The organism is Pseudomonas sp. NPDC087029 (assembly GCF_044745345.1).
GTDB classification, from domain to species: domain Bacteria; phylum Pseudomonadota; class Gammaproteobacteria; order Pseudomonadales; family Pseudomonadaceae; genus Aquipseudomonas; species Aquipseudomonas faucium.
In genome coordinates, this window is record NZ_JBIVAB010000014.1 from 31,630 (window position 1) to 53,373 (window position 21,744).

Sequence of the window (21,744 nt, forward strand, 5' to 3'; positions counted from 1 at the left end):
ATCTAGCAAGATTTACCGCTGCGCGCAGGTGCTCAAGCGCCAGCTCAAGCCGTGGCGCCGTTTTCCAGGTCGTGGTCGAGGCGGCCGACCTGGCTGAGTTCCTGGTGAATGTTCTGCGAGCGGCACAGCCACCAGTAGGCAAGCGCGGATACCGCCAGGCCGATCGGCATGCTGATGTCGGCGCCGTCCAGTTGCCGCGCCACGTACCCGGTGTACAGGCCGGTTGCGGAGAATGGCAGCATGACCACGAAGCCGATCAGGTAGGCACCGATGCCCCGCCAGTTCCAGCGCCCATAAAGGCCATTGGGCTTGAAAATCTCGCGGATGGAGAACCGGCCGTGGCGCACGACGTAGAAGTCCACCAGGTTGATCGCCGTCCACGGCGTGAACAGGTACAACAGGATGGCCAGAAAATCACCGAAGTCCTTGACGAAGTTGTCCGAGGCGGTCATCGCGATAGCGATCGCCGCGCCGCCCACCGCCAGCATCGACAGCACCCGTTTGAGCAGGGTCGAGGTCTGGGTCTTCACCGTGTCGACGATGCTCAAGAGCGTGATCGATGCGCCGTAGAAGTTCTGTGCGGCACTGGTCACCAGGCTCAGCACGGCGAGGATCAGGACGAATTGGCCGAAGCCGTGGAACACCATGTCGCCCAGCAGTACCAAGCCCTTGGCAAGATTCTGGCCGGGGCTCAGGGCGGCGGCCAAGGCGCCGAGCAGCATCATCCACACGCCGCCAATCATCGCGCCCAGGTACGTCCACCAGAATGACGAGCGCACGCTGACATTCGGCGGCAGGTAGCGCGAGTAGTCCGACACATAGATCGCCCAGCTCAACTGGTAGGCCGCGGCAACGAAAAACTGTGCAAGAAAGGGCGTTGCCTTGAAACCGCTGAGGGTCAGTTGCTCCTGCGGCAGTTTCACGTAGACGCACAGGCCGACGGTGAACACCGCCATCACCGCGATCAGCAGGAACGCCAGCCAGCGCTGTACCTTGTGGAAGGTGTTGTAGCCGGCAATGGCCATGGCGATGGCCACCAGCGAGAAGAGGATCGCCGACGGCTCCTGCGGGGCGTCGAACAGTTCGTGCAGGGTCTGCCCTACCAGTAGCTGGTTGAAGGCGTTGTAGCCGACGTAGGTGACGATGGCCACCACGTACACCAGCAGCGCGCCCAGGTAGCCGAATTGCGGCCGCGACTGGATCAGCTGCGGCAAGCCCATCTGCGGGCCCTGGGTGGAGTGCCCGGCCATGAACAGGGTGCCGAAGGCGCAACCCAGGAAGATGGCGATGGCAGACCACATCAGGTTGGCGCCAAGGCCGATGCCGATGATGCCGACCGCCAAGGTGGTCAGGTGCGCCTCGCCACAGAACCAGATTGGCCACAGATGCCAGGCCTTGCCGTGGCGCTCGGCGAGGGGCACATAGTCGATGGAACGGGTTTCCAGATTCAGCCGTCCGCTGGCGGAGGCAGTCTTGGGAGCTGACATGGGTTTGTACCTTTATTTGTTTTGTTGTGAGCACAGCAAGGTCGTCGCTTCCCGCGACTAGGCCCGTTCCTCTTCCAGGGCCAGGTGCAGCAGTGTTTGCAGGTCTTCGAAACTGCTTGGGCGCGGGTTGGTCTGGCGCGCCGGGTCGCCCATGGCCTTGCGCGCAATGGCTGGAATATCGTCGCGGCGCAGGCCCAGCGAGGCCAGGGAAACCGGGATGCCAAGGCGGTCCAGGCGCGCACAGATCGCCTCTTGGAAGCTCTCGAAGTCTTCGCCCGCCAGGCCCATGGCGCGGCACACCGGCCCCAGGCGCGGCTCGATGGCCGCGCGGTTGAAGCGCAGCACCCTGGGCAGGATCATCGCGTTGGTCAAACCATGGTGGCTGTTGTAGGTGGCGCCGACCATGTGGCTGAGCGCATGGACCAGGCCAAGCCCCTTGAGAAAAGCCACGCCCGCCAGGCACGAACCGATCAGCATGCGTGCGCGTGCTTCAAGGTCGTCGCCCTGCTCCACCGCTTGCTCAAGTGACCCCCAGAGCAGCTCCAGCGCCTGCAACGCCGCGCCGTCGCAGAGCGGATTGAAGGTCGGCACAAAGTAGGCTTCCAGGGCATGGATTACCGCATCCAGGCCGGTCCAGGCGGTCAGGTGCGGTGGCAGGCTGAGAGTCAGTTCGGGGTCGAGGATCACCGCCTGGGGGCGCGCCAGCGGATGCCAGACGCAACCTTTGATAGCGCGCTCGCTGTCGGTGAGCATTGCCGTGCTCTCGGTCTCGGCGCCGGTGCCGGCCGTGGTCGGGATGCAGATCACCGGCGGGAAATCGCTGGCGACCAAGCCTTCGGGTACCGGCTTGTCGAAATCGAACGCCCACAACGGCAGGTGTGTCTGCCGGGCCACCAGGGCCACGGCCTTGCCGCCGTCCAGGCCGCTACCGCCACCGAGGGCGATGATGCCGTCGGCGTGCCACTCGCGGAACGTCGCAGCGCCTTTGAGCACCGCGAGGTCACTGGGGTTGGGCTCGATCTCGCCGAACAGGCCGCAGGCCAGGCCCGCCTCGTTCAGCAGGGCCTGCAGCTCGGCCACGAAGGGTAGGCGCAGCGAGCCCTGGTCGGTGACGATCAGCGGCCGGGAAATGCCATGGCGCTTGCACAACTCGACCAGCGCGGTCCGCGCGCCTGGGCCGTACTCGATGGGAAGTGGCAGGCTCCAGCTCTGCCGCGACAGGGGGGAAAGGTTGTCAATCACGATAATGCACCTTCAGCAACGGATGATGGTCGACTTGAGTTCGCTGTACTTGTCCAGGGCGTGCACGGAGTTGTCGCGGCCATTGCCGGACTCCTTGAAGCCGCCGAACGGGAAGTTCATGTCGAGCAGCTCGTCGTAGCAGTTCACCCACACGGTGCCGGCACGCAGGCCTCGCGAGGCACGGCGGATGGCGCCGAGGTCGGCTGACCAGAAGGCCGCCGCCAGGCCGTATTCGCTGGCATTGGCAAGCGCGATGGCGTCGTCCAGCTCATCGAATTCGATGACGCTCAGCACCGGCCCGAACACCTCTTCACGCGCGATGCGCGAGCTGGCGTCGGTGGCAAAGATGGTCGGTTGCAGGTAGTGACCGCCGGGGACCACCGCGCAGCCCTCGCCGCCCAGCAGCAGGCGAGCTTCGCGCTTGCCCAGCTCGATGTAGTGGCGCACACGCTGGTACTGGGCATCATCGATCAGGCTGCCGGTGACGCTGGCCGGGTCCAGCGGGTCGCCAGGCAGATAGGCGCGCGCGGCCTCCAGCAGTTCGGCGATGAAGGCCTCGGCGATAGAACGCTGCACCAGCAGGCGCGAACCTGCGCTGCACACCTGGCCCATATTGCTGAACACCGCAGCCGCAGCAGCCTGCGCCGCACGGCGCAGGTCCGGGCAGTCGGCCATGACGATATTTGCCGACTTGCCACCCAGCTCCAGCCAGACGCGCTTGAGATTACTGTCTGCCGCATTGCGGCTGATCTGCCGGCCGACAGCGCCGGAGCCGGTGAAGGCCAGGCAGTCGATGTGCGGGTGCAGGCTGAGCAGGCGACCGGTCTCGCCATCGCCCGGCACCACGTTGAAAACGCCCTCGGGGATCCCCGCCTCGCGGGCCAGGCCGGCAATGCGCAAGGCGCTCAGCGGGCTCTTCTCCGAAGGCTTGAGAATCACGCTGTTGCCAGCGGCCAGGGCCGGGGCGAACTTCCAGGCCGCCATCAGCAGCGGGTAGTTCCAGGGCACGATCGCCGCCACCACGCCGACCGGCTCGCGCGTCACCGTGCCGAGGAACTGCGGATCGCAGGCGGGCACCTCGCCGGCGACCTTGTCGACCAGCTCGGCAAACCATTCCAGGCAGTAGATGGCACTGGGGATATCCACCGCCGTGGTATCGCCGATGGGTTTGCCGGTGTCCAGGGTTTCCAGCAGCGCCAGCTCCTCGGCATGCGCCCTCATCAACGCAGCCCAGCGCAGCAGGGCGGCCTTGCGCTGGCGTGGCATCAGCTCGGCCCAGCCACCACCCTGGAATGCCCCACGGGCGGCAGCCACGGCGCGGTCCACCTCAGGCCCACGGCACAACGCAACCTGCGCCAGCTCGCGCCCATCAATCGGGCTGTGCACAGCAAAGGTCTCGCCATCGCTGGCCCCTACATAGGCGCCGGCGATGAACGCACGCGCCTCCACCAGCAGGTCGGTGCTCTGTGCACGCCAATAGGCGGCATCTTTGAGTTGCGGCATGCGCATCCCCTCATGTTGTTTTTATCAAGGCCCGGGGATGCTAGGGCATACTGAAAAACCATTCAATAGAGTGCTCGGCATTTATTGAACTATTTTTCAGTAAAGAGAGGTCGCGACTTGCTGACCCCCTGATAAAAACCGGCGCCGGTGCGTCGGGCTAACTCATTTCCCTGGAAGTCGCTGGTGCTGCCCCCTCCACGAGCCGCTCGTCATAGCGCAACAAGCGCCCGGCATTGGTCAGCACCAACAACGTACTGAGGTTGTGCAACAGCGCCGCCACCATGGCCCCGGCCGCACCGAGCAGGCCGAAGGCGGCCGCCAGCACGATCGCCAGCGTCCAGCCCAGCCCGATCAGCACGTTCACCTGCAGCGTGCGCCGGCATTCCCGGCTCAGCCGAATACAGGTGCCCAGCCGGCGCAAGTCACCGTTGATCAGCACGATATCCGCCGCCGCCAGCGCGATGTCGGCACCGCCCGCCCCCATCGCCACCCCGACCACACCGGCCTTGAGGGCCAACGAATCGTTGATGCCATCGCCCACCACCAGGGGGCGGAAGCCGACCTCGAGCTCCTGGTTCACCTGCCGCAGCTTGTCTTCCGGCAACGCTTCGGCCACCACCCGGCTGATGCCGACCTGCGCGGCAATGGCCTCGGCCACCCGGCGGCGATCGCCGGTCAGCAACAGCTGGCGCTGCAGGCCCAGCTCGCGCAGCTGCTGCATGGCCTCGGCCGATTCGGCGCGCACGTTGTCGGCCAGCAGCAGCCAGGCCAGGAAGCGGCCGTTCAGCGCCAGCCCGGCGATGGGGCCATCGTGGTCGGGCACGGCGGGCACATTCAGCCCCAATTGCCGGAACAGCTCCGGGCGCCCCAGCGCCGCATCGCCCTCGGCGGTGCTTGCGACTACGCCAAAGCCCTGGCGCTCGTGAATCTCGGCCACGGGTAGATGCTGGTCATGGGGCACCAGGGCCGCCAAGGCGCGGCTGACCGGGTGGCTGCTGGCCGCGCCGAGGCTGGCGGCCAGGCGCAGGGCTGCAGGCTGCGAGGCATCCTGCGCAAGGCCGACCACGCTGTGCAGGCGCAGCTCGCCGTAGGTCAGCGTGCCGGTCTTGTCGATCACCAGCGAAGACAGGTCAGCCAACTCTTCAAGGAAGGCCGAGCCGCGGATCAAAATGCCATGCCGGGCGGCCACGGCAATCCCCGCCACCGCCGTTGCCGGCGCGGCCAGCACCAAGGCGCAGGGGCAGGCGGCCACCAGCACGGCGAGCATGGCCTGGGCGTCGCTGGTGATGAACCAGGTCACCGCGGCAATCAGCAACACCAGCACCAAATAGCGCCCGGCATGGCGTTCGAGCAGCCGGGTGATCGGCGGCTTGGCCTGCTCGGCGCGTTGCATCAGGGCGATGACCTTGCCCAGCGTGGAATCGTCGCCGACGCGGGTTATCTCCACCCGCAACAGCCCGTCGAGGTTGATCGAGCCGCCGTAGATGTCCATGCCCTTGGCCACTTCCAGCGGCACCGCCTCGCCGGTGATCGGCGCGGTGTCCAGGCTGGCCTGGCCGTCGAGGACGCGGCCATCGGCCGGCACCCGGTCACCGGCGCGCACCTCCACCTGGTCGCCCGGCGCAAGGCTGGCGTTATCCACTTCCTCGACCTGGCCATCGGCGCCGATCCGCCGCGCGTGGCTGCGCGTCAGCCGCCCCAGCGCCTCGATGGCCTCTTGCGAGCCCAGCACGCTGCGCTCTTCGAGCATGTGGCCGAAGATCATGATGATCGGCAGCAGCGCCGCGGTGGCGAGATCCCCGGTTGCCCAGGCGCCGAGCATGGCCAGGCCGATCAGTTGGTCGGTGATGCCGTGCAGGCTGGGTTGGCGCAGGCTGTGCCAGGCCGAGCGCAGCACCGGCACGGCCACCAGCAGCGAGGCCGCGCCCAGCAGCAACTGGCTGACGCCCTCCTGCTCCGGGGCCAGCCAGCGCCACACCAGCCCCAGGGCCAAAAGCCCCAGGGCCAGCATGGCCAGGCTCAGCTGGCGGGCGGCGGTACGCCGCTCGCTCTGGGTCAGCAAGCCGGCGGTGAGGTGGGTGTGGGCATGCTGATGCCCGTGGCAATGATGAGCACTCATCGCGAGTACCTCCAGCAAGGTAGGTGAGCCGAACGTTCAGGTGCAGCAAGGGGCATGCTCATGGCTTGGGCCCCTGCAGGATCATCCGCCCCGTGTCCTCGCCATTGACGGTGGTGACCGAGCCTGCGCGGGCCAGGATCGCCGGCACCCGCTCGCGGTACAGGCGCAGCAGCAGCTGCGGATCCTGCTGCTGGCTCAGGCCGACGATCGTGGCGGTGTCGGCATGGGCGCGGGACAGCCGCTCGGTCGCCGCCGCCTCGGCCATCTGCAAGGTGCGGTCAGCCGCCTGGGTGGCCTCCTGCAGGCGCCGGGCGGCGTCATTGCGGGCCTTGGCCACGGCCTGTTCGGCCTGCTGGCTGGCGGTGAGCACCGCGTTGAAGGCGCCGACCGCCGACCAGGGCAACGACGACTGGATATCGACCCGCACCACCTCGATGCCAAGGCCGGCGCCAGCCGCCTGCAGCCGTGCGAGGCTGGCATTGACGCCCTGCTGCAGGTCACCGCGCAGGCGCTCGCGGCGCTCGGCCAGCTGCGCGTCGCCGCCAACCAGCTCGGGGCGTGCAACCAGGATGGCGTCCATGTCGCGCGAGGCGCAGACCTGCACCGCATTGCGCTCCACCAGGCGGTCCAGGGCAGGCTCCACATGCGGCCCCTGGCGGGCGAAGGCGTAGGGGTCGGTGACGCTGTAGAACACCCGCACGTCCAGCTGCACGGTGCCGGCGTCGCCGGTCAGCAAGTAGCCGGAACCTGCCGTGGCATCGCTGGCCAGGGTGCCGTCCTTGTCGGACTTCTGCGCAAGCGCCGAGCGCAGCAGCAGCTCGACCCGCCGCTCGGTCACACGCCCCGCCGATGGCAGCATCACCACCTGCTCGAACGGCTGCGGCCAGGCCAGCAACAGGCCGGCATTCTGGATGCGCTGTTCAGCGCCCAGGCGCAGCACCACGGCGCGGTTCTGCGGCCCCACCTCGCGCACATTGCCGAACAGCCAGCCCAGCGCCGCCAGCAGCGTCACCGCGTACAGCGCAACGAAGCCGATACGCCCGGCCTGCAACCAGGGGCCAGCGCGGCGCTCACTTGTGGCCATGTTCGCCTCCGCTGGCTGGTGGCAGCAGCGGCCCGTCGACCAGGGCGCGGAACGGCGCGGCATCGGTCCTGAGCACCAGGCGCGTGCTGGGGTTGATGATCGAGCCCAGCGTGTCGAGCGAGCGCAGCAGGGTGTACAGCTCGGGCGCGCCGGCATAGGCCTTGGCGTAGATGTCCGCGGCCTGGACTTGCGACTGCGCCTGTATCTGGGCGGCCTTCACGTTGGCATCGGCCTCCACGATCCTGGCGTCGCGCTCGGCAGCGGACTGGATTTCGGCGGCCTTGCGCTTGCCTTCGGCGGTGCGCTCGGTGGCGATGGTTTCACGCTCGGCACGCATGCGGTCGACGGTGGCATCGAGGGTGACCTTGGGCAGGGTCAGGCGCTCGATCCCCACCTGCACCACGCGCACGCCATAGGTCTTGATCAGCTGCTGCTCGATCTGCTCGCGCAGGCGCTGCTCGAAGTCATCGATGCGCACCTTGTTCGCCTCGACATTGACCAGGTCGCCCAGCTCGAAACCGCTGGCGGTGGTTTCCAGCGCCGACCCCACCAGCGTGCGGATCTGCCGCGCCGCCTCGTCGGGCTGGTTCTGCACCGCCCGCATGAACAGCTGGATGCTCTGCGCGTCGGGCGCTACCTGCCAGGCGATGTAGGCCTGCACGATGATGCGCAGGCCATCGCGGGTGCCCACGTCCTGCAGGCCGCTGGAAGTGGTGCGCAGGCGCAGGTCTACCGGCACCGCGGCCTCGAAGGGCACCGGCCAGCGCCAGGCCAGGCCGGGTTCGGTGAGCACGCGCGAAGGGTTGCCGAAACGGGTGATGACCGTTGCCTCGCCGACACGGACCTGGACGAAACAGGCCGTTGCGGCCATCACCAGTACCAGCAGCGCCGCCACGCCGATGCGGCGCCAGGCCGGGCGGGCGTGACCTGGGGTCTGGGCGTGAACATGGTGATGGTGGTCGTGGTCGTGGTCGTGGTCGTGGTCGTGGTCGTGGTCGTGGGAAGCGTGATGGTGGTGGGCGTGGGGGGTGTTGGCGCTCAAAGGTTACGCTCCTGGCTACGTCCAGATACGGATTTTTGCGGGGTGGGGTCGACCGGCAGCGCATAGCTGCGCAGGTCCAGCGTGGGTGCCTGGCCCGCCGTCAGGCGGTGGTCGATGATCAGGCTGCTCACCCCGGCCATCCCTTGCGACAACTTGTCCAGGTACTGCTCGAGGATGAAAGCCTGGCCGGCCTGCTGCCAGGCGGTGCGCTCGGCGGCAAAGCGCAGCGCGGCGATGCTGGCGCCGGTGGCCGTCTCGTGGGCCTGGGCCGTGGCCTGGTCGGTCAGCCCGGTGGCGGTGAGGCGGGCCTGGCTGGCCTGCTGCGCGGCCTGCCCGCGGTCGCGGGCGATCAGCGCCTGGGCCGTGATCTGCGCCGCCTGCACGGCGTGGTAGGCATTGGCGGCGCCGGCAGGCGGGTGGATCGCCTCCACCGAGGTCGCCAGCAGTTCCACGCCACTGTCCATGCGGTCCAGGTCTGCCTGCACTGCGCGGCCGATGTCGCGGCCGAGCGCTTCACGTTCGGCGCCCAGCAAGCCATCCAGCGAACGGCCGGCAAAGTCATGAACCAGCACGCGGTTGGCAATGCTGCGCAGCAGTTGCGCGACGTCGGCGCTGTGGTAGGTGGCGGCCAGCGCCGCCGCGTCGCTCATGCCGATGCGGTAGATGAAGCGCACATCCATGTTGACGATCTGGAACCCTTGGCGGCCGCCCTCGCTGCCGGCGATCACCTGCGAGTTCTCGCTCAGGTGGGTGGCATCCCACAGCCGGTTGGAGGTGCCGGGCGCCGGCCCCTCGGCGGCCGCCAGTGGGTCTGCGCTGCTATCGGCGCCCGAGGTGGCCAGCTCGTGGATGACGCTGTTGTCCACCTTCAGCACCTTGCCAAAGGGCCACGGCAGGCCGGCATGCAGCCCCGGTGCGTACACCTGCACGGGCTTGCCGAAGCGTTCGTACACCCCGCGCCCGTTCATCGGCACCTCGACGATGCCGGTCAGCAGCCAGCCGACCAGCGCCACCAGCAACGCCACCGGCAGGAACGCCCGGCGCATGAACGAAAACGCCCAGACCTGACGCAGGTCGATACCCAGGCGCTGCTGCAGTTCGTCGTGCAGCGCCGCCATTGGCCGGGGCGGCCATTGCAGCAGGCCGCCCACCACGCTGCGGGCCACCAGGGTCGGCTCTGCACGCGGGCGCTGCGGGCGGAACATCGACAACCCGGTGCGCAGCAGCAGCTCCAGCGCCGCCAGCCCCGGCAACAGGCCGATCAAGGCCGCCAGCCGCGCCGGCCACAAGCGTTCGCCATCGATGCACACCAGGCACACGATGCTCAGCACCTGCACGGCAATGACCACCCGAATGAAGGCGGCAAGTGGCTCGGCCTCGGGCCATGCCGCCTCGCCTTCGGCTACCAGGTGGCGTTCGAGCACCACCAGGCCGAACGCGGATGCGGCCAGCAGGCAGACGGCAAACCAGGTCACCTGGCCGGCCAGCGCCGGCACGGCAAAATCGAAGCGCCAGGCACTGTTGACCAAGCCCATCGCCAGCCCGGCCAGGCCAAACAGCCACAGCCGCTGCGCGCCGATCCTGCCCAGTTGGCGCCGGCAAGCCGCCGCCACCGCCTGGCACCAGCGGTCGTAACGGCTGAGCGAGCCAGGCTCGGCCGCCGCCACCTCGGCGCCGCGCCAGAACGCCAGCGCCGCGGGCGCCTTGCCCATGGCCCTGGCACGCCAGCTCGCCACCCACCAGGCCGACTGCGCCGCTGCAGCCAGCAGCCACAGCGCGGCGGCATTGACGGCCAACAAGGCCAGCCAGCAGGTGTTCGGGCTGAACAGCCCGACAGCGCCTTGCAGCAAGCACAACAGCAGGGCGGCAGCCGCCGACAGATAGGTCAGCGGCACCAGCCAGCGCGTGTGCACCGGCGAACGCTGAAAACGGGGCAACCCATCGAGGTCTATTGCCTCGGTGTCCAGATCGACGCTCATGAAGACTCCAGGAAGTACCGGGCGCTGCGTGCCGTGCCCCCCGGGTTCACGGTCCTCTGCAACGCGGTTCGTAACGTTATAACAATGGATGTAAAAAATCTGTTCAAAATATTTCGAAAACCCTGCAGGGGTAAAAGACCCAGCCTTTGCCATACTCAAAGACGCCCCGTTCCCCTGCCCCTCCCGGTGCGCGAACATGAACATCGCCTGGCCTTGCGTTCACAAGTTGGCCCTGTTGAGCCTGCTTTGCTGGCTGAACATCGCCTTGGCCGCCACGCAACCGGAGCTGCCCGCCGTAGAGCTGACGCCCGCCGAAAAAGCCGAAGTGCAGCGCCTGGTGCTGCCCATCCCCGAGAGCTGGGCCGGGGATTTCGAAGGCATGCGCGAGCGCCGGCTGATCCGCGTGCTGGTGCCCTACAGCAAGACCTTCTTCGAACTGGACCGCGGCCGTCAGCGCGGCCTGAGCTATGAGCTGGGCAAGGGGCTGGAGGCCTGGCTGAACAAGACCCAGCCCTACGCCCGCAAGTCCATGCAATGGCGGGTGATGTTCATCCCTACTGCGCGCAATGAATTGATGAGCAAGCTCAATGAAGGCGTGGGCGATATCGCCGCCGGTGGCCTGACCGTGACGCAGGGGCGGCTTGAGAACGTGGACTTTGCCGACCCCTTTGCCGTGAACATCCCGGAAATCCTGGTCACCGCACCCGGCACCAAGGCGCTGGAAAAACTCGAGGACTTGTCTGGCCTGGCAATCACCGTCAGGGCGTCGAGCAGTTACTACGAGCACCTGCAGGCACTGAACGCCGCGTTCAAGGCAAAGGGCATTGCGCCGATCGAGCTGAAGGCGGCCGACGAAAACCTGGAGTCCGAAGACCTGATGCAGATGGTCAACGCCGGGCTGCTCAAGGCCACGGTGGTCGACCGCTACCTGGCCAGGATCTGGGCGCCGCTGTACACCGACATGCAGATACACGAGGCGATCGTGCTGCACGACAACTCGGAATTTGCCTGGGCCATTCGCAAGGGCAGCCCGCAATTGAAAAGCCAACTGGCCGAATTCGTGAAAACCCACAAGGTCGGCACCGCCTTCGGCAACAGCCTTAAGAACAAATACGTCACCAACAGCAGCAAACGGGTACTCAACGCCACCTCTGAAGCACAATTGAAGAAGTTCCAGGAGATGGTGGCGGTGTTCAGCCGCCACGCCAGTACCTACGGGTTCGATTACCTGATGCTCATGGCCCAGGGCTTCCAGGAGTCGCAGCTCGACCAGAAGGCGCACAGCCCCCGCGGCGCCGTCGGCGTCATGCAGTTGCTGCCCAGGACCGCCATGGACCCGACGGTGGCCATCAGCGGCATCGACAAGAGCGCCGACAAGAACATCGAAGCTGGCAGCAAGTACATGCGCCTGCTCGCGGACAAATACCTGAACGACCCGCAGTTGACGGAGATGAACAAGACCCTGATGACCTTCGCCGCCTATAACGCCGGCCCCGGCAACCTGCGCAAGTTCCGGGCGCTGGCCGAGCAGTCCGGGCTCGACAAGGACATCTGGTTCGGCAATGTCGAACAGGCAGCGGCCCAGGTGGTCGGGCGGGAAACCGTGGATTACGTGGGCAACATCTACAAGTACTATGTCGCCTACAAACTGGTGGCCGACAGGCCCTCATCGAACGCCGGCACAGCCGCGCCCTGATGGCCGCAAGCGCTCGTCCTAGAGCGACTTATCGATAGCACTGATGATTACTATCGAGCCGGCCGCCTGTGAGGTTGGCGAAACCGACTTTTATAATCGCCTTCAATTTTCTCCCTTCCCCTCGCCTGCCCCAGGCGACATACCCCTTGGAACCTGCACCATGCCAAGCGACAGCCAGGCCTCTCACGGCCTTCCCGAACATAACCAACAAAGCGTCAAACAGCAGTGGCTGGCGATTCTCTCGGTGGCCGTGGGCGCCTTCGCCCTGGTCACCAGCGAATTCCTCCCGGTGGGCGTGCTCAACGATGTGGCCAGCGACCTGGGCATCAGCGCCGGCCACGCCGGCCCGATGGTGACCCTGCCGGGCATCATGGCCGCCCTCGCCGCCCCGTTGCTGTCGGTGGGCATCGGCGCCATGGACCGGCGCTACCTGCTGATCGGCCTGACGCTGATCATGATCATCGCCAACGCGGTGGTGGCCTACGCCAGCGACTTCAGCCTGCTGCTGTTCGGCCGTGTGCTGCTGGGCATCAGCATCGGCGGCTTCTGGGCCACGGCCATCGCCCTGAGCGGGCGCCTGGCGCCCAAGGGCGTGGGCGTGGCCCAGGCCACCTCGATCATCATGGTCGGGGTGACCCTGGCCACGGTGCTGGGCGTGCCCGTGGGCACCTGGCTGAGCGGCCTGATGGGCTGGCGCATGACCTTCCTGGTCACCGCCCTGCTGGGCATCCCGGTGTTGCTGGCGCAGGTACTGCTGCTGCCGCGGCTCAACCCGGACAAGGCCATCCGCATCAGTGACCTGCCGGCGCTGTTCATCAACCCACTGGCGCGGGTTGGCCTGATTGCCGTGCTGCTGATCGGCCTGGCGCACTTTGCCGCCTACACCTACGTGGCGCCGTTCTTCAAGCAAAGCGCAGGCTTCGATGGGCCGACCATCGGCTCGTTGCTGCTGCTGTACGGCGTGGCTGGGGTCATCGGCAACCTGTTTGCGGGCTTTGCCGCCAACCAGAGCGTGCGCTACACCTTGATGCTGGTGGCACTGCTGATCGCCATCAGCACCGCGCTGTTCCCCTACTTCGCCACCAGCCTCACCGGCGCGGCCATGCTGATCGCGCTCTGGGGCTTCGCCTTCGGCGCCTTCCCGGCCTGTGCCAGCATCTGGATGTTCGTGGTGGCGCCCAAGGACGTGGAACGCGGCATGCCGCTGTTCGTCGCGATGTTCCAGGTAATCATCGCCCTGGGCTCGTTCTTCGGTGGGCGCATCGTCGACCAGTTCGGCAGCGCGATGCTGCTGAGCCTGGCCACGGCGCTGGTGGGCGTGGGCTTCGTCACGGTGCTGGTGCTGGGGCGTAACGTCAGCAACAGCCTGGCCGCTCAGCCCGGCTGAGGTAACGGCAGGTTCGATGCAGCAGCGCCTGCGTGGCAGGCGCTGCTTTCAATCAGCTGAAGGCGTTGATGAACCAGGTGATCACCGGCAAGGCGACGATGTCGATCAGCACCGCACCGCACAGCGGCACGATGATGAAGGCCTTGTAGGAGAACACCTTGTAGTGGTCGCAGATGGCCCCCATGTTGGCCACCGCGTTGGGCGTCGCCCCCAGGCCATGGCCCATGTAGCCTGCGCACAGCACCGCGGCGTCGTAGTTGCCGCCGAACAGGCGAAACAGCACGAACACGCACAGCGCCACCATGATCAGCACCTGCACCACCAGGATCACCAGCAACGGCAGGCCCAGCTGTTCCAGCTCCCAGAACTTCAGGCTCATCATGGCCATGGTCAGGAACATGCCCAGGCTGATGTCGCCCAAGGTGCTGACCGCGTTGTCCGGGATCTCGATCAAGCGCGCACGGTCATTGAAGTTGCGCGCAATGATCGCGACGAACATGGCGCCGACATACACCGGCAAGACGATGCCCAGGTGCGCCTTCAGCGCATCGCCAATCCAGAAGCCCAACACCATGATCACCAGCATGCAGGTGAGCAGGCGCAGCAGCACCTTGGCGTCGATGGCAACGCTGGGCGCTTCGTGGGCTTTTTCCAGCGCTACCAGGGTGTCGGCGCTGTCGGCCTGCACGGCGAGTTTCTTGCGGTCGATCAGGTAGCGCGCCACCGGGCTGCCCAGCAGGCCGCCGGCGACCATGCCGAAGGTGGCCGAAGCCAGTGCCGCGGTGGTTGCACCGGAAGTGCCCAGGCTCTCGGCGATGGGGCCGAAGGCGGCCGCTGCGCCAAAGCCGCCTTCAAGCGAGACCGCGCCGGCCATGATGCCTAGCAGCGGGTCGATCCCCAGCGCCTTGGCCATCCCCACGCCCACCAGGTTCTGCAGCAGCGCCAACCCCCAGCAGGCGCCCAGGTAGACGAACAGGATCTTGCCGCCCTGGCGCAGCAGGCCAAGGCTGCCGCCCAGGCCGACGGTGGTGAAGAAGGCCACCATCAACGGCGTTTGCATGGCGGTGTCGAGGGTGATGTCCAGCCACTGCTGGTTGCGCAGCAACCACACCACCAGGGCAAAACCGAAGCCGCCGATCACCGGGGCCGGGACGCAGAGCTGGCGCAGCCAGTAACTGTGCTTTTTCAGTTGCGCGCCCATGGCCAGCAGCAATAGCGCCAGGGCGACGGTGGTCAATGCATCGAGTTTAAGCGTCAGCATGGGAAACACTCTTGTTTTTATACGTAGAGAGAGAGGGAGTGGGGTCAGTCGACCAGGCTCGCCAGCAACCGCGCGGCAATCCTTGCCGTGCGCGAATCCTGGTCGAGCGCGGGGTTCAGCTCGGCCACATCGGCCATGCGCAACTTGCCGCAGGCCTTGGCGCGCCGAACCAGGTGCTCGACCACCATCAGGTCGACGCCATGGGCCGAAGGCGCACTGACGCCAGGGGCCTGGCTGGCCGGGAGCACGTCGAGGCAGATCGTCATGTACAAATGGTCGATGCCCGCCAGGAATTGATCGACGAAGGCTTCGATGGCCGCGATGTTCCACGGCTGCATCTGCCGATCGAGGCGGTAGCGCACGTTCAGGCGCCGCGCCTGTTCGAACAAGGCCTGGGTGTTGTTGGCTTCGCTCACGCCCAGGCAGCAATAGTCAAACGCCAGCCCGGCTTGCTCGCAGTACTCGGCGATTTGCCGAAACGGCGTGCCGGAGCTGCTCTGCTCGGCGCTGCGCAGGTCGAAGTGGGCATCGAAATTCACGATGCCGATGCGCGGGCGTTGCTCCAGGCCTTGCAGGTGGCGGGCCAGGCCCAGAAAGCTGGCATAGGCGATTTCATGCCCGCCACCCAGGCCCAGCGGCAGGTGCCCTTGGCCAAGCAGCAGCGCCACGCGCTGGGCATAGGCGTGTTGCGCGCCTTCAAGGTCGGTGCCCTGGCAGGCGATATCGCCGCTGTCATAGACCGGGCGCTGGCCGCACCAGGCCAGGTTGGCCAGCGCCTTGCGCAGGGCCTGCGGGCCCTGCCGGGCGCCGGTGCGGCCCTGGTTGCGGCTCACGCCTTCATCGCAGGCCAGGCCCACCAGGGCAAAGCCTGGGGCTTGCTCGGCCGCCCAGGGCTGCACCCATTGGTGCCAGCGCAAGGCCAGGCCGCCTTCGGCCGCGTCGATACGACCCTGCCACACCGGCAGGGAAAGAGGGTCTGTCATAAGAACTCCAGGTGTCATTCAGTCCAGCCGCGCACCGACGCGCAAGGCGACTTCGCAGGTCCAGTGGGTCAGGCGCTCGCTGTTCTTCTGCGCACGGAAGGCCGGCGCCATCAGGCTGATCGCCCCGTGCAGGCGGTTGCGGCTGTCGAGCACCGGTGCGCTGACGCCCCACACCCCGTCATCGATTTCGCTCAGGCTGACGGCAAAGCCCTGGGCGCGGATGGCCTCGAAGCTGTCCGCGTACTGGGCAATGCCTGCGCCATCCACGCCCTGTTCGTGGAGCAACGCCTGGCTGCGCTCGGGCTCCATATGGGCCAGCAGCACCCGCGCCGAAGCCCCCACCAGCAGGGGTTGGGCCAGGCCCTTCTGGTAGCAGCAGCGCAGCGGCTGCGGGCTGTCGATCATTTCGATGCAAATGGCCTGGCCGTTGCTCGGCACCATCAAGGCGACACTTTCACGGCTCAGCTCGGCCAGGCGCTTGAGCTCGGGCAGCGCCTGCGACACCAGCAGTGCCTGGCGGTCGAACTTTTTCGCCAGTTGCAGGCAGGCCGGCCCTGGCAGGTAGCGGCCGTATCCGTTGTCTTCGGCCAGGCCCCAGCGCAGCAAAGTCTTCAGGTGCCGGTAGGTGCTGCTCAAGGGTTGCGCCAGCTGCAGGCTGAGCTCCTTGGCCGCCACCGCCTCATCGGCTTGCCCGAGGGCGACGAGAATTTGCAGCAGGCGGTCGGTGGGGCTGTTGTAGGTCATGTGTGCCTCCTAGGTGCGTCATGGTGCACAGTGTTTTCCCAAAGGGTGAAATTCGATTCCCATCTGTTGGGAAATATCGTGCATTTAAGGCGTGGATGAGCAATGCCGTTCGATAATCGAACCGTTGCCCGCAACCTTGCATTGACGCTCGAGCCTGCGCTGCTCACCATTCCCTGGCGTTGCGCGCCCGCCTGCCCCGAACCTGGCCGCAGCCATCAGCCGCTCACTACAATTTCAAGAAACTCAAGAAACACGCCCATGACGCCCTCGAAAATCGACAGCCCCCTGCCCCAGGCTTCCATCGGCAGCAAGATGCGCGGCGCCTTCGCCGTCGGCAAGACGCGCTGGGGCATGCTCGCCCTGGTGTTCTTCGCCACCACCCTGAACTACATCGACCGCGCCGCCCTGGGCATCATGCAGCCGATGCTGGCCAAGGACATGAGCTGGACGGCGATGGACTACGCCAACATCAACTTCTGGTTCCAGGTGGGTTATGCCATCGGTTTCCTGCTGCAAGGCCGGTTGATCGACAAGGTCGGGGTCAAGCGCGCGTTCTTCGTCGCGGTGCTGCTCTGGAGCCTGGCCACCGGCGCCCATGGCCTGGCCACGTCGGCTGCAGGGTTCATGGTCTGCCGCTTCATCCTCGGCCTGACCGAGGCGGCCAACTACCCGGCCTGCGTAAAGACCACGCGCCTGTGGTTCCCGGCCGGCGAGCGGGCCATCGCCACCGGGCTGTTCAACGCCGGCACCAACGTCGGCGCGATGATCACCCCGGCGCTGCTGCCGGTGATCCTGGCGGCCTGGGGCTGGCAGGCGGCGTTCATCGCCATGGGCTGCCTGGGCCTTGCCTGGGTGGTGCTGTGGGGGCTTAAGTACTACAACCCCGAGGACCATCCCCATGTGCGTCACAGCGAACTGGCCTACATCCAGCAGGAGGTGGAGCCCGAAGCGGTGCGCGTGCCGTTCACCCGCATCCTGCGCATGCGCGGCACCTGGGCCTTTGCCGTGGCGTTCGCGATCACCGCGCCGGTGTTCTGGTTCTACCTGTACTGGCTGCCGCCGTTTCTCAACCAGCAGTATGACTTGGGCATCAGCGTGACCCAGATGGGTATCCCGCTGATCCTGATCTGGCTGACTGCGGATTTTGGCAGCATCGGCGGCGGCATCCTGTCGTCGTGGCTGATTGGCCGTGGCATGCGCGCCACCCGCGCGCGGCTGGTGTCGATGCTGCTGTTCGCCTGCACCATCGTCAGCGTCACCTTCGCCGCCCACGCCAGCGGCCTGTGGCTGGCGGTGCTGGCGATTGCCGTGGCAGTGGGCGCGCACCAGGCCTGGACGGCGAACATCTGGAGCCTGCTGATGGACTACACGCCCAAGCACTTGGTGAGCACGGTGTTCGGTTTCGGCAGCATGTGCGCGGCGGTGGGGGGGATGTTCATGACGCAGATCGTCGGGAGCGTGCTGACGCTTACCCACAACAACTATGCGGTGCTGTTCACCCTGATTCCGGCGGTGTATTTCGTGGCGCTGGTGTGGTTGTACTTCATGGCGCCGCGGGGGATTGAGGCGGTGTAACTGCGGGGGGGTTGGCTTGGGATTTTTGGCGCCTGTGAGATCGAGCGCCGCCCGCGCGGCGCATCGCGGATAAATCCGCTCCCACATTTGTTGCAACGTGCCTATGCCTGATAGGCCATGGTTGTCAGCCTTGTTTGTACGACGCGGTTTCTCGGCGGGCACCAAGAGCGGACAACCATGGCCTGACAGGCCATGGCACGTTGCAACAAATGTGGGAGCGGATTTATCCGCGATGCGCCGCGCGGGCGGCGCTCGATCTGTGCATCCCCACAACCCCCAAGACAGGCATTTTTTTCGTATACAAAAAAACACAATTCTGGTTACATTAGCCCACGCCTACGACAGCGGTAATCGCCGCTGCGTATTGCGACAGGCTAAAGCCATGCATTACCCCTACCTGCTCGCCCCGCCCGAGCCCGCTGCGCGAAGCACCGCATTCGCCGCTGTTTCACCGCGCCGCCACTCCCCCCGTCGCCCCACGCCGAGCCCATGTGCCCAGGCGCCGTCGACACGTGCGCCGTTGCTCTGACCAACCCTGATCAGCGCCTGGTTTCTAGGGTTTGGCTCTAATCGAAAACCGGGTGTCTGCAAACCTTCAATTGCAACCAGAACCCCACGCGGGAATGGAACACCTATGCCCAAGACATTACTGATCAAGAACGCCGAACTGCTGGTCACAATGGACGGCGAACGCCGCGAAATCAGACGCGGCGGCCTGTACATCGAAGACAACCTGATCAAGCAGGTCGGCCCCAGCGACGAGCTGCCCCAGCACGCCGACGAAATCCTCGACATGACCGGCAAGGTGGTCATCCCAGGCCTGGTCAACACCCACCACCACATGTACCAGAGCCTCACCCGCGTGGTGCCGGCGGCGCAGGATGGCGAGCTGTTCAACTGGCTGACCAACCTGTACCCGATCTGGGCCCGGCTGACTCCGGAAATGATCTCGGTATCGACCCAGACCGCCATGGCCGAGCTGATCCTCTCGGGCTGCACCACCTCCAGCGATCACCTGTACATCTACCCCAACGGCTGCAAGCTCGACGACAGCATCCATGCCGCCGAAGAAATCGGCATGCGCTTCCATGCCGCGCGCGGCAGCATGAGCGTGGGCCAGAGCCAGGGCGGCCTGCCGCCGGATTCGGTGGTGGAGAAGGAAAGCGCGATCCTCAAGGAATCCCAGCGCCTGATCGAGGACTACCACGACGCCAGCCACGGCTCGATGCTGCGCGTGGTGGTGGCGCCGTGCTCGCCGTTCTCGGTCAGCCGTGACCTGATGCGCGAAGCGGCGGTGCTGGCGCGCCATTACGGCGTGTCGCTGCACACCCACCTGGCGGAGAACGTCAACGACATCGCCTACAGCCGCGAAAAGTTCGGCATGACCCCCGCCGAATACGCCGAGGACCTGGGCTGGGTCGGCCACGATGTGTGGCACGCCCACTGCGTGCAGCTCGACCAGCACGGCATCGAACTGTTCGCCCGCACCGGCACCGGCGTGGCCCACTGCCCGTGCTCGAACATGCGCCTGGCCTCGGGCATCGCGCCGATCCGCAAGATGCGCGACCACGGCGTGCCGGTGGGCCTGGGCGTGGACGGCTCGGCCTCCAACGACGGCGCCAGCATGATCGGCGAAGTGCGCCAGGCGCTGCTGCTGCAGCGGGTCGGCTTCGGCCCCGACGCCATGACCGCGCGCGAAGCCCTGGAAATCGCCACCCTGGGTGGCGCCAAGGTGCTCAACCGCAACGACATCGGCGCCCTCGCCCCGGGCATGGTCGCAGACCTGGTGGCCTTCAACCTCAACCACGTGGCCTATGCCGGCGCCCTGCACGACCCGCTGGCCGCGCTGGTGTTCTGCACCCCGACCCACGTCGACACCAGCGTCATCAACGGCCGCGTGGTGGTCAAGGACGGCCGCATCACCACCGTCGACCTGCCGCGCGTGCTGGAGCGCCACAACCAGCTGGCACACCAACTGGTGATCGGCGAGTAACCCAACCCAGGCCGTTGCCCGTCGCCTTGAGGCAACGGCCTGCCCCTATCTGCTACCCCGCTTCACCCACCGCGACTGAGACCGTGCTGTTAGACGCATCAAATATAAAAAAAGCGAGCTACTCACCATGACTTCTCCCGCTACACCTCGTCCGGAAGACGAGAACCTCGGCGTCAGTGCCAACGTGGCCTACGGGCTCCAGCATGTGCTGACGATGTATGGTGGCATTGTTGCCGTTCCGCTGATCATCGGCCAGGCGGCGGGGCTCACCCCTGCCGAAATCGGCCTGCTGATCGCCGCCTCGCTGTTCGCCGGTGGCCTGGCCACCTTGCTGCAGACCCTGGGCATCCCCTTCTTCGGCTGCCAGCTGCCGCTGGTGCAGGGTGTGTCCTTTGCGGGGGTGGCGACCATGGTCGCGATCATCGGCAGCGATGGCCGTGGCGGCCTGGCTTCGGTGTTCGGCGCGGTGATCGTCGCGTCGCTGATCGGCCTGCTGATAACGCCGCTGTTCTCGCGCATCATCAAGTTCTTCCCGCCGCTGGTGACGGGCATCGTCATCACCACCATCGGCCTGACCCTGATGCCGGTGACGGCGCGCTGGGCCATGGGCGGCAACAGCCAGGCGGCTGATTTTGGCAGCACCTCCAACATCGCCCTGGCAGCCTTCACCCTGGCCACCGTGCTGCTGCTGAGCAAGCTCGGCAACGCCAGCATCTCGCGCCTGTCGATCCTGCTGGCGATGGTGATCGGTACGCTGGTGGCCACCGCCTTCGGCATGACGGACTTCTCCCAAGTCTGGCAAGGCCCGATCGTCGCGCTGCCTCAGGTGCTGCCGCTGGGCGCGCCACATTTCGAGCTGGCGGCGATCCTGTCGATGCTGATCGTGATCGTGGTGACCATGGTCGAAACCTCGGCCGACATTCTCGCCGTGGGCGAGATCATCGGCACCAAGGTCGACTCAAGGCGCCTGGGCAATGGCCTGCGTGCCGACATGATCTCCAGCGTGCTGGCGCCCTTCGCCGGCTCGTTCACCCAGAGCGCCTTTGCCCAGAACGTCGGCCTGGTGGCCGTCACCGGCGTGAAGAGCCGCTATGTGGTGGCGAGCGCCGGGCTGATCCTGCTGACCCTGGGCTTGCTGCCGGTGATGGGCCGGCTGATTGCCGCCGTGCCCACCTCGGTGCTCGGGGGTGCCGGCGTGGTGCTGTTCGGCACCGTGGCGGCCAGTGGTATCCGCACCCTGTCCCAGGTGGACTACCGCAACAACATGAACCTGATCATCGTCGCCACCTCGATCGGCTTCGGCATGGTCCCGATCGCCGCCCCTGGGTTCTACCACCACTTCCCGGCCTGGGTCGAAACCATCTTCCACTCCGGCATCAGCTCGGCGGCGATCATGGCGATCCTGCTCAACCTGCTGTTCAACCACATGCGCACCGGCAACTCCGACCAGCAGTCGGTGTTCGTCGCCGCCAGCGAGCGCACCCTGCGCTACCGCGATATCGCCGGGCTCAATGACGGTGACTTCTTCCGCGATGGCAAGCTGTTCGACTGCGACGGCAACGAAGTGCCGGTGCTGGCGGAGGACGACGGCCATGGCGACGTGCCGGCCCCACGCAAGCGGCGCCTGGAGCAAGCGCACTGAATAAAAA

15 protein-coding genes are annotated in these 21,744 nt (G+C 66.4%); 5 read left to right on the forward strand and 10 right to left on the reverse strand.

Annotation, left to right across the window (positions count from 1 at the left end; translation table 11 throughout):
* Positions 1–44 precede the first annotated feature (44 nt).
* The 7 genes from ACIPG5_RS20065 to hflK (ACIPG5_RS20095) form a co-directional block, all read right to left on the reverse strand.
* A complete protein-coding gene (locus ACIPG5_RS20065; RefSeq protein WP_401377479.1) occupies positions 45–1,487 on the reverse strand; it encodes a purine-cytosine permease family protein in 1,443 nt (480 codons plus the stop codon).
* 57 nt (positions 1,488–1,544) lie between these two features.
* Complete coding sequence (locus ACIPG5_RS20070; protein WP_401377482.1) at positions 1,545–2,729, reverse strand: iron-containing alcohol dehydrogenase; 1,185 nt, start codon at positions 2,727–2,729, stop codon at positions 1,545–1,547.
* 12 nt (positions 2,730–2,741) lie between these two features.
* Positions 2,742–4,232, reverse strand: coding sequence for an aldehyde dehydrogenase (locus tag ACIPG5_RS20075; protein ID WP_401377485.1), 1,491 nt, complete (start codon positions 4,230–4,232; stop codon positions 2,742–2,744).
* Between the two features lie 157 nt (positions 4,233–4,389).
* The gene (locus ACIPG5_RS20080; protein WP_401377488.1) at positions 4,390–6,351 is read right to left on the reverse strand and encodes a heavy metal translocating P-type ATPase; all 1,962 of its coding nucleotides are present in this window, start codon (positions 6,349–6,351) and stop codon (positions 4,390–4,392) included.
* A 58-nt stretch (positions 6,352–6,409) separates the two neighbouring features.
* Positions 6,410–7,435 (reverse strand): protease modulator HflK, encoded by a 1,026-nt coding sequence (hflK, locus tag ACIPG5_RS20085; RefSeq protein WP_401377491.1) that lies wholly within the window; start codon positions 7,433–7,435, stop codon positions 6,410–6,412.
* The gene (hflC, locus tag ACIPG5_RS20090) at positions 7,422–8,477 is read right to left on the reverse strand and encodes a protease modulator HflC (protein ID WP_401377494.1); all 1,056 of its coding nucleotides are present in this window, start codon (positions 8,475–8,477) and stop codon (positions 7,422–7,424) included. Before hflC ends, hflK (ACIPG5_RS20085) begins: the two co-directional genes overlap by 14 nt.
* Positions 8,474–10,456: a protease modulator HflK gene (hflK, locus tag ACIPG5_RS20095; protein ID WP_401377496.1), complete on the reverse strand. Its 1,983-nt coding sequence runs from the start codon at positions 10,454–10,456 to the stop codon at positions 8,474–8,476. The genes hflC and hflK (ACIPG5_RS20095) overlap by 4 nt, the downstream gene beginning before the upstream one ends.
* A gap of 196 nt (positions 10,457–10,652) precedes the next feature.
* On the opposite strand from hflK (ACIPG5_RS20095), the gene ACIPG5_RS20100 reads away from it, so the two are divergent.
* Positions 10,653–12,152 (forward strand): transglycosylase SLT domain-containing protein, encoded by a 1,500-nt coding sequence (locus ACIPG5_RS20100; protein ID WP_401377499.1) that lies wholly within the window; start codon positions 10,653–10,655, stop codon positions 12,150–12,152.
* A gap of 160 nt (positions 12,153–12,312) precedes the next feature.
* Positions 12,313–13,539, forward strand: coding sequence for an MFS transporter (locus ACIPG5_RS20105; RefSeq protein WP_401377502.1), 1,227 nt, complete (start codon positions 12,313–12,315; stop codon positions 13,537–13,539).
* 52 nt (positions 13,540–13,591) lie between these two features.
* On the opposite strand, the gene gltS is transcribed toward ACIPG5_RS20105, so the two are convergent.
* From gltS to ACIPG5_RS20120, 3 genes are read right to left on the reverse strand one after another with little or no spacing between them, the layout of a single operon-like run.
* Positions 13,592–14,800, reverse strand: a complete 1,209-nt coding sequence (gene gltS / locus ACIPG5_RS20110) for a sodium/glutamate symporter (RefSeq protein ID WP_236237061.1) — start codon at positions 14,798–14,800, stop codon at positions 13,592–13,594.
* Between the two features lie 44 nt (positions 14,801–14,844).
* The gene (hutG, locus tag ACIPG5_RS20115; protein ID WP_176514021.1) at positions 14,845–15,783 is read right to left on the reverse strand and encodes a formimidoylglutamase; all 939 of its coding nucleotides are present in this window, start codon (positions 15,781–15,783) and stop codon (positions 14,845–14,847) included.
* Positions 15,784–15,801: 18 nt separating this feature from the next.
* Entirely contained in the window at positions 15,802–16,527 is a 726-nt protein-coding gene (locus ACIPG5_RS20120; protein WP_176514023.1) for an IclR family transcriptional regulator, read from the reverse strand.
* 258 nt (positions 16,528–16,785) lie between these two features.
* Between ACIPG5_RS20120 and ACIPG5_RS20125 the strand changes: the two genes are divergently transcribed.
* The 3 genes from ACIPG5_RS20125 to ACIPG5_RS20135 all read left to right on the forward strand — a co-directional run bounded on the left by ACIPG5_RS20125 (position 16,786) and on the right by ACIPG5_RS20135 (position 21,737).
* Positions 16,786–18,102 carry an MFS transporter gene (locus ACIPG5_RS20125; RefSeq protein ID WP_401377507.1) on the forward strand — a complete coding sequence of 439 codons (1,317 nt, stop codon included), beginning with the start codon at positions 16,786–16,788 and terminating at the stop codon, positions 18,100–18,102.
* Positions 18,103–18,736: 634 nt separating this feature from the next.
* Positions 18,737–20,095 carry an 8-oxoguanine deaminase gene (locus tag ACIPG5_RS20130; RefSeq protein ID WP_176515564.1) on the forward strand — a complete coding sequence of 453 codons (1,359 nt, stop codon included), beginning with the start codon at positions 18,737–18,739 and terminating at the stop codon, positions 20,093–20,095.
* A gap of 127 nt (positions 20,096–20,222) precedes the next feature.
* Complete coding sequence (locus ACIPG5_RS20135; protein ID WP_236237065.1) at positions 20,223–21,737, forward strand: nucleobase:cation symporter-2 family protein; 1,515 nt, start codon at positions 20,223–20,225, stop codon at positions 21,735–21,737.
* The last annotated feature ends 7 nt before the right edge of the window (positions 21,738–21,744 follow it).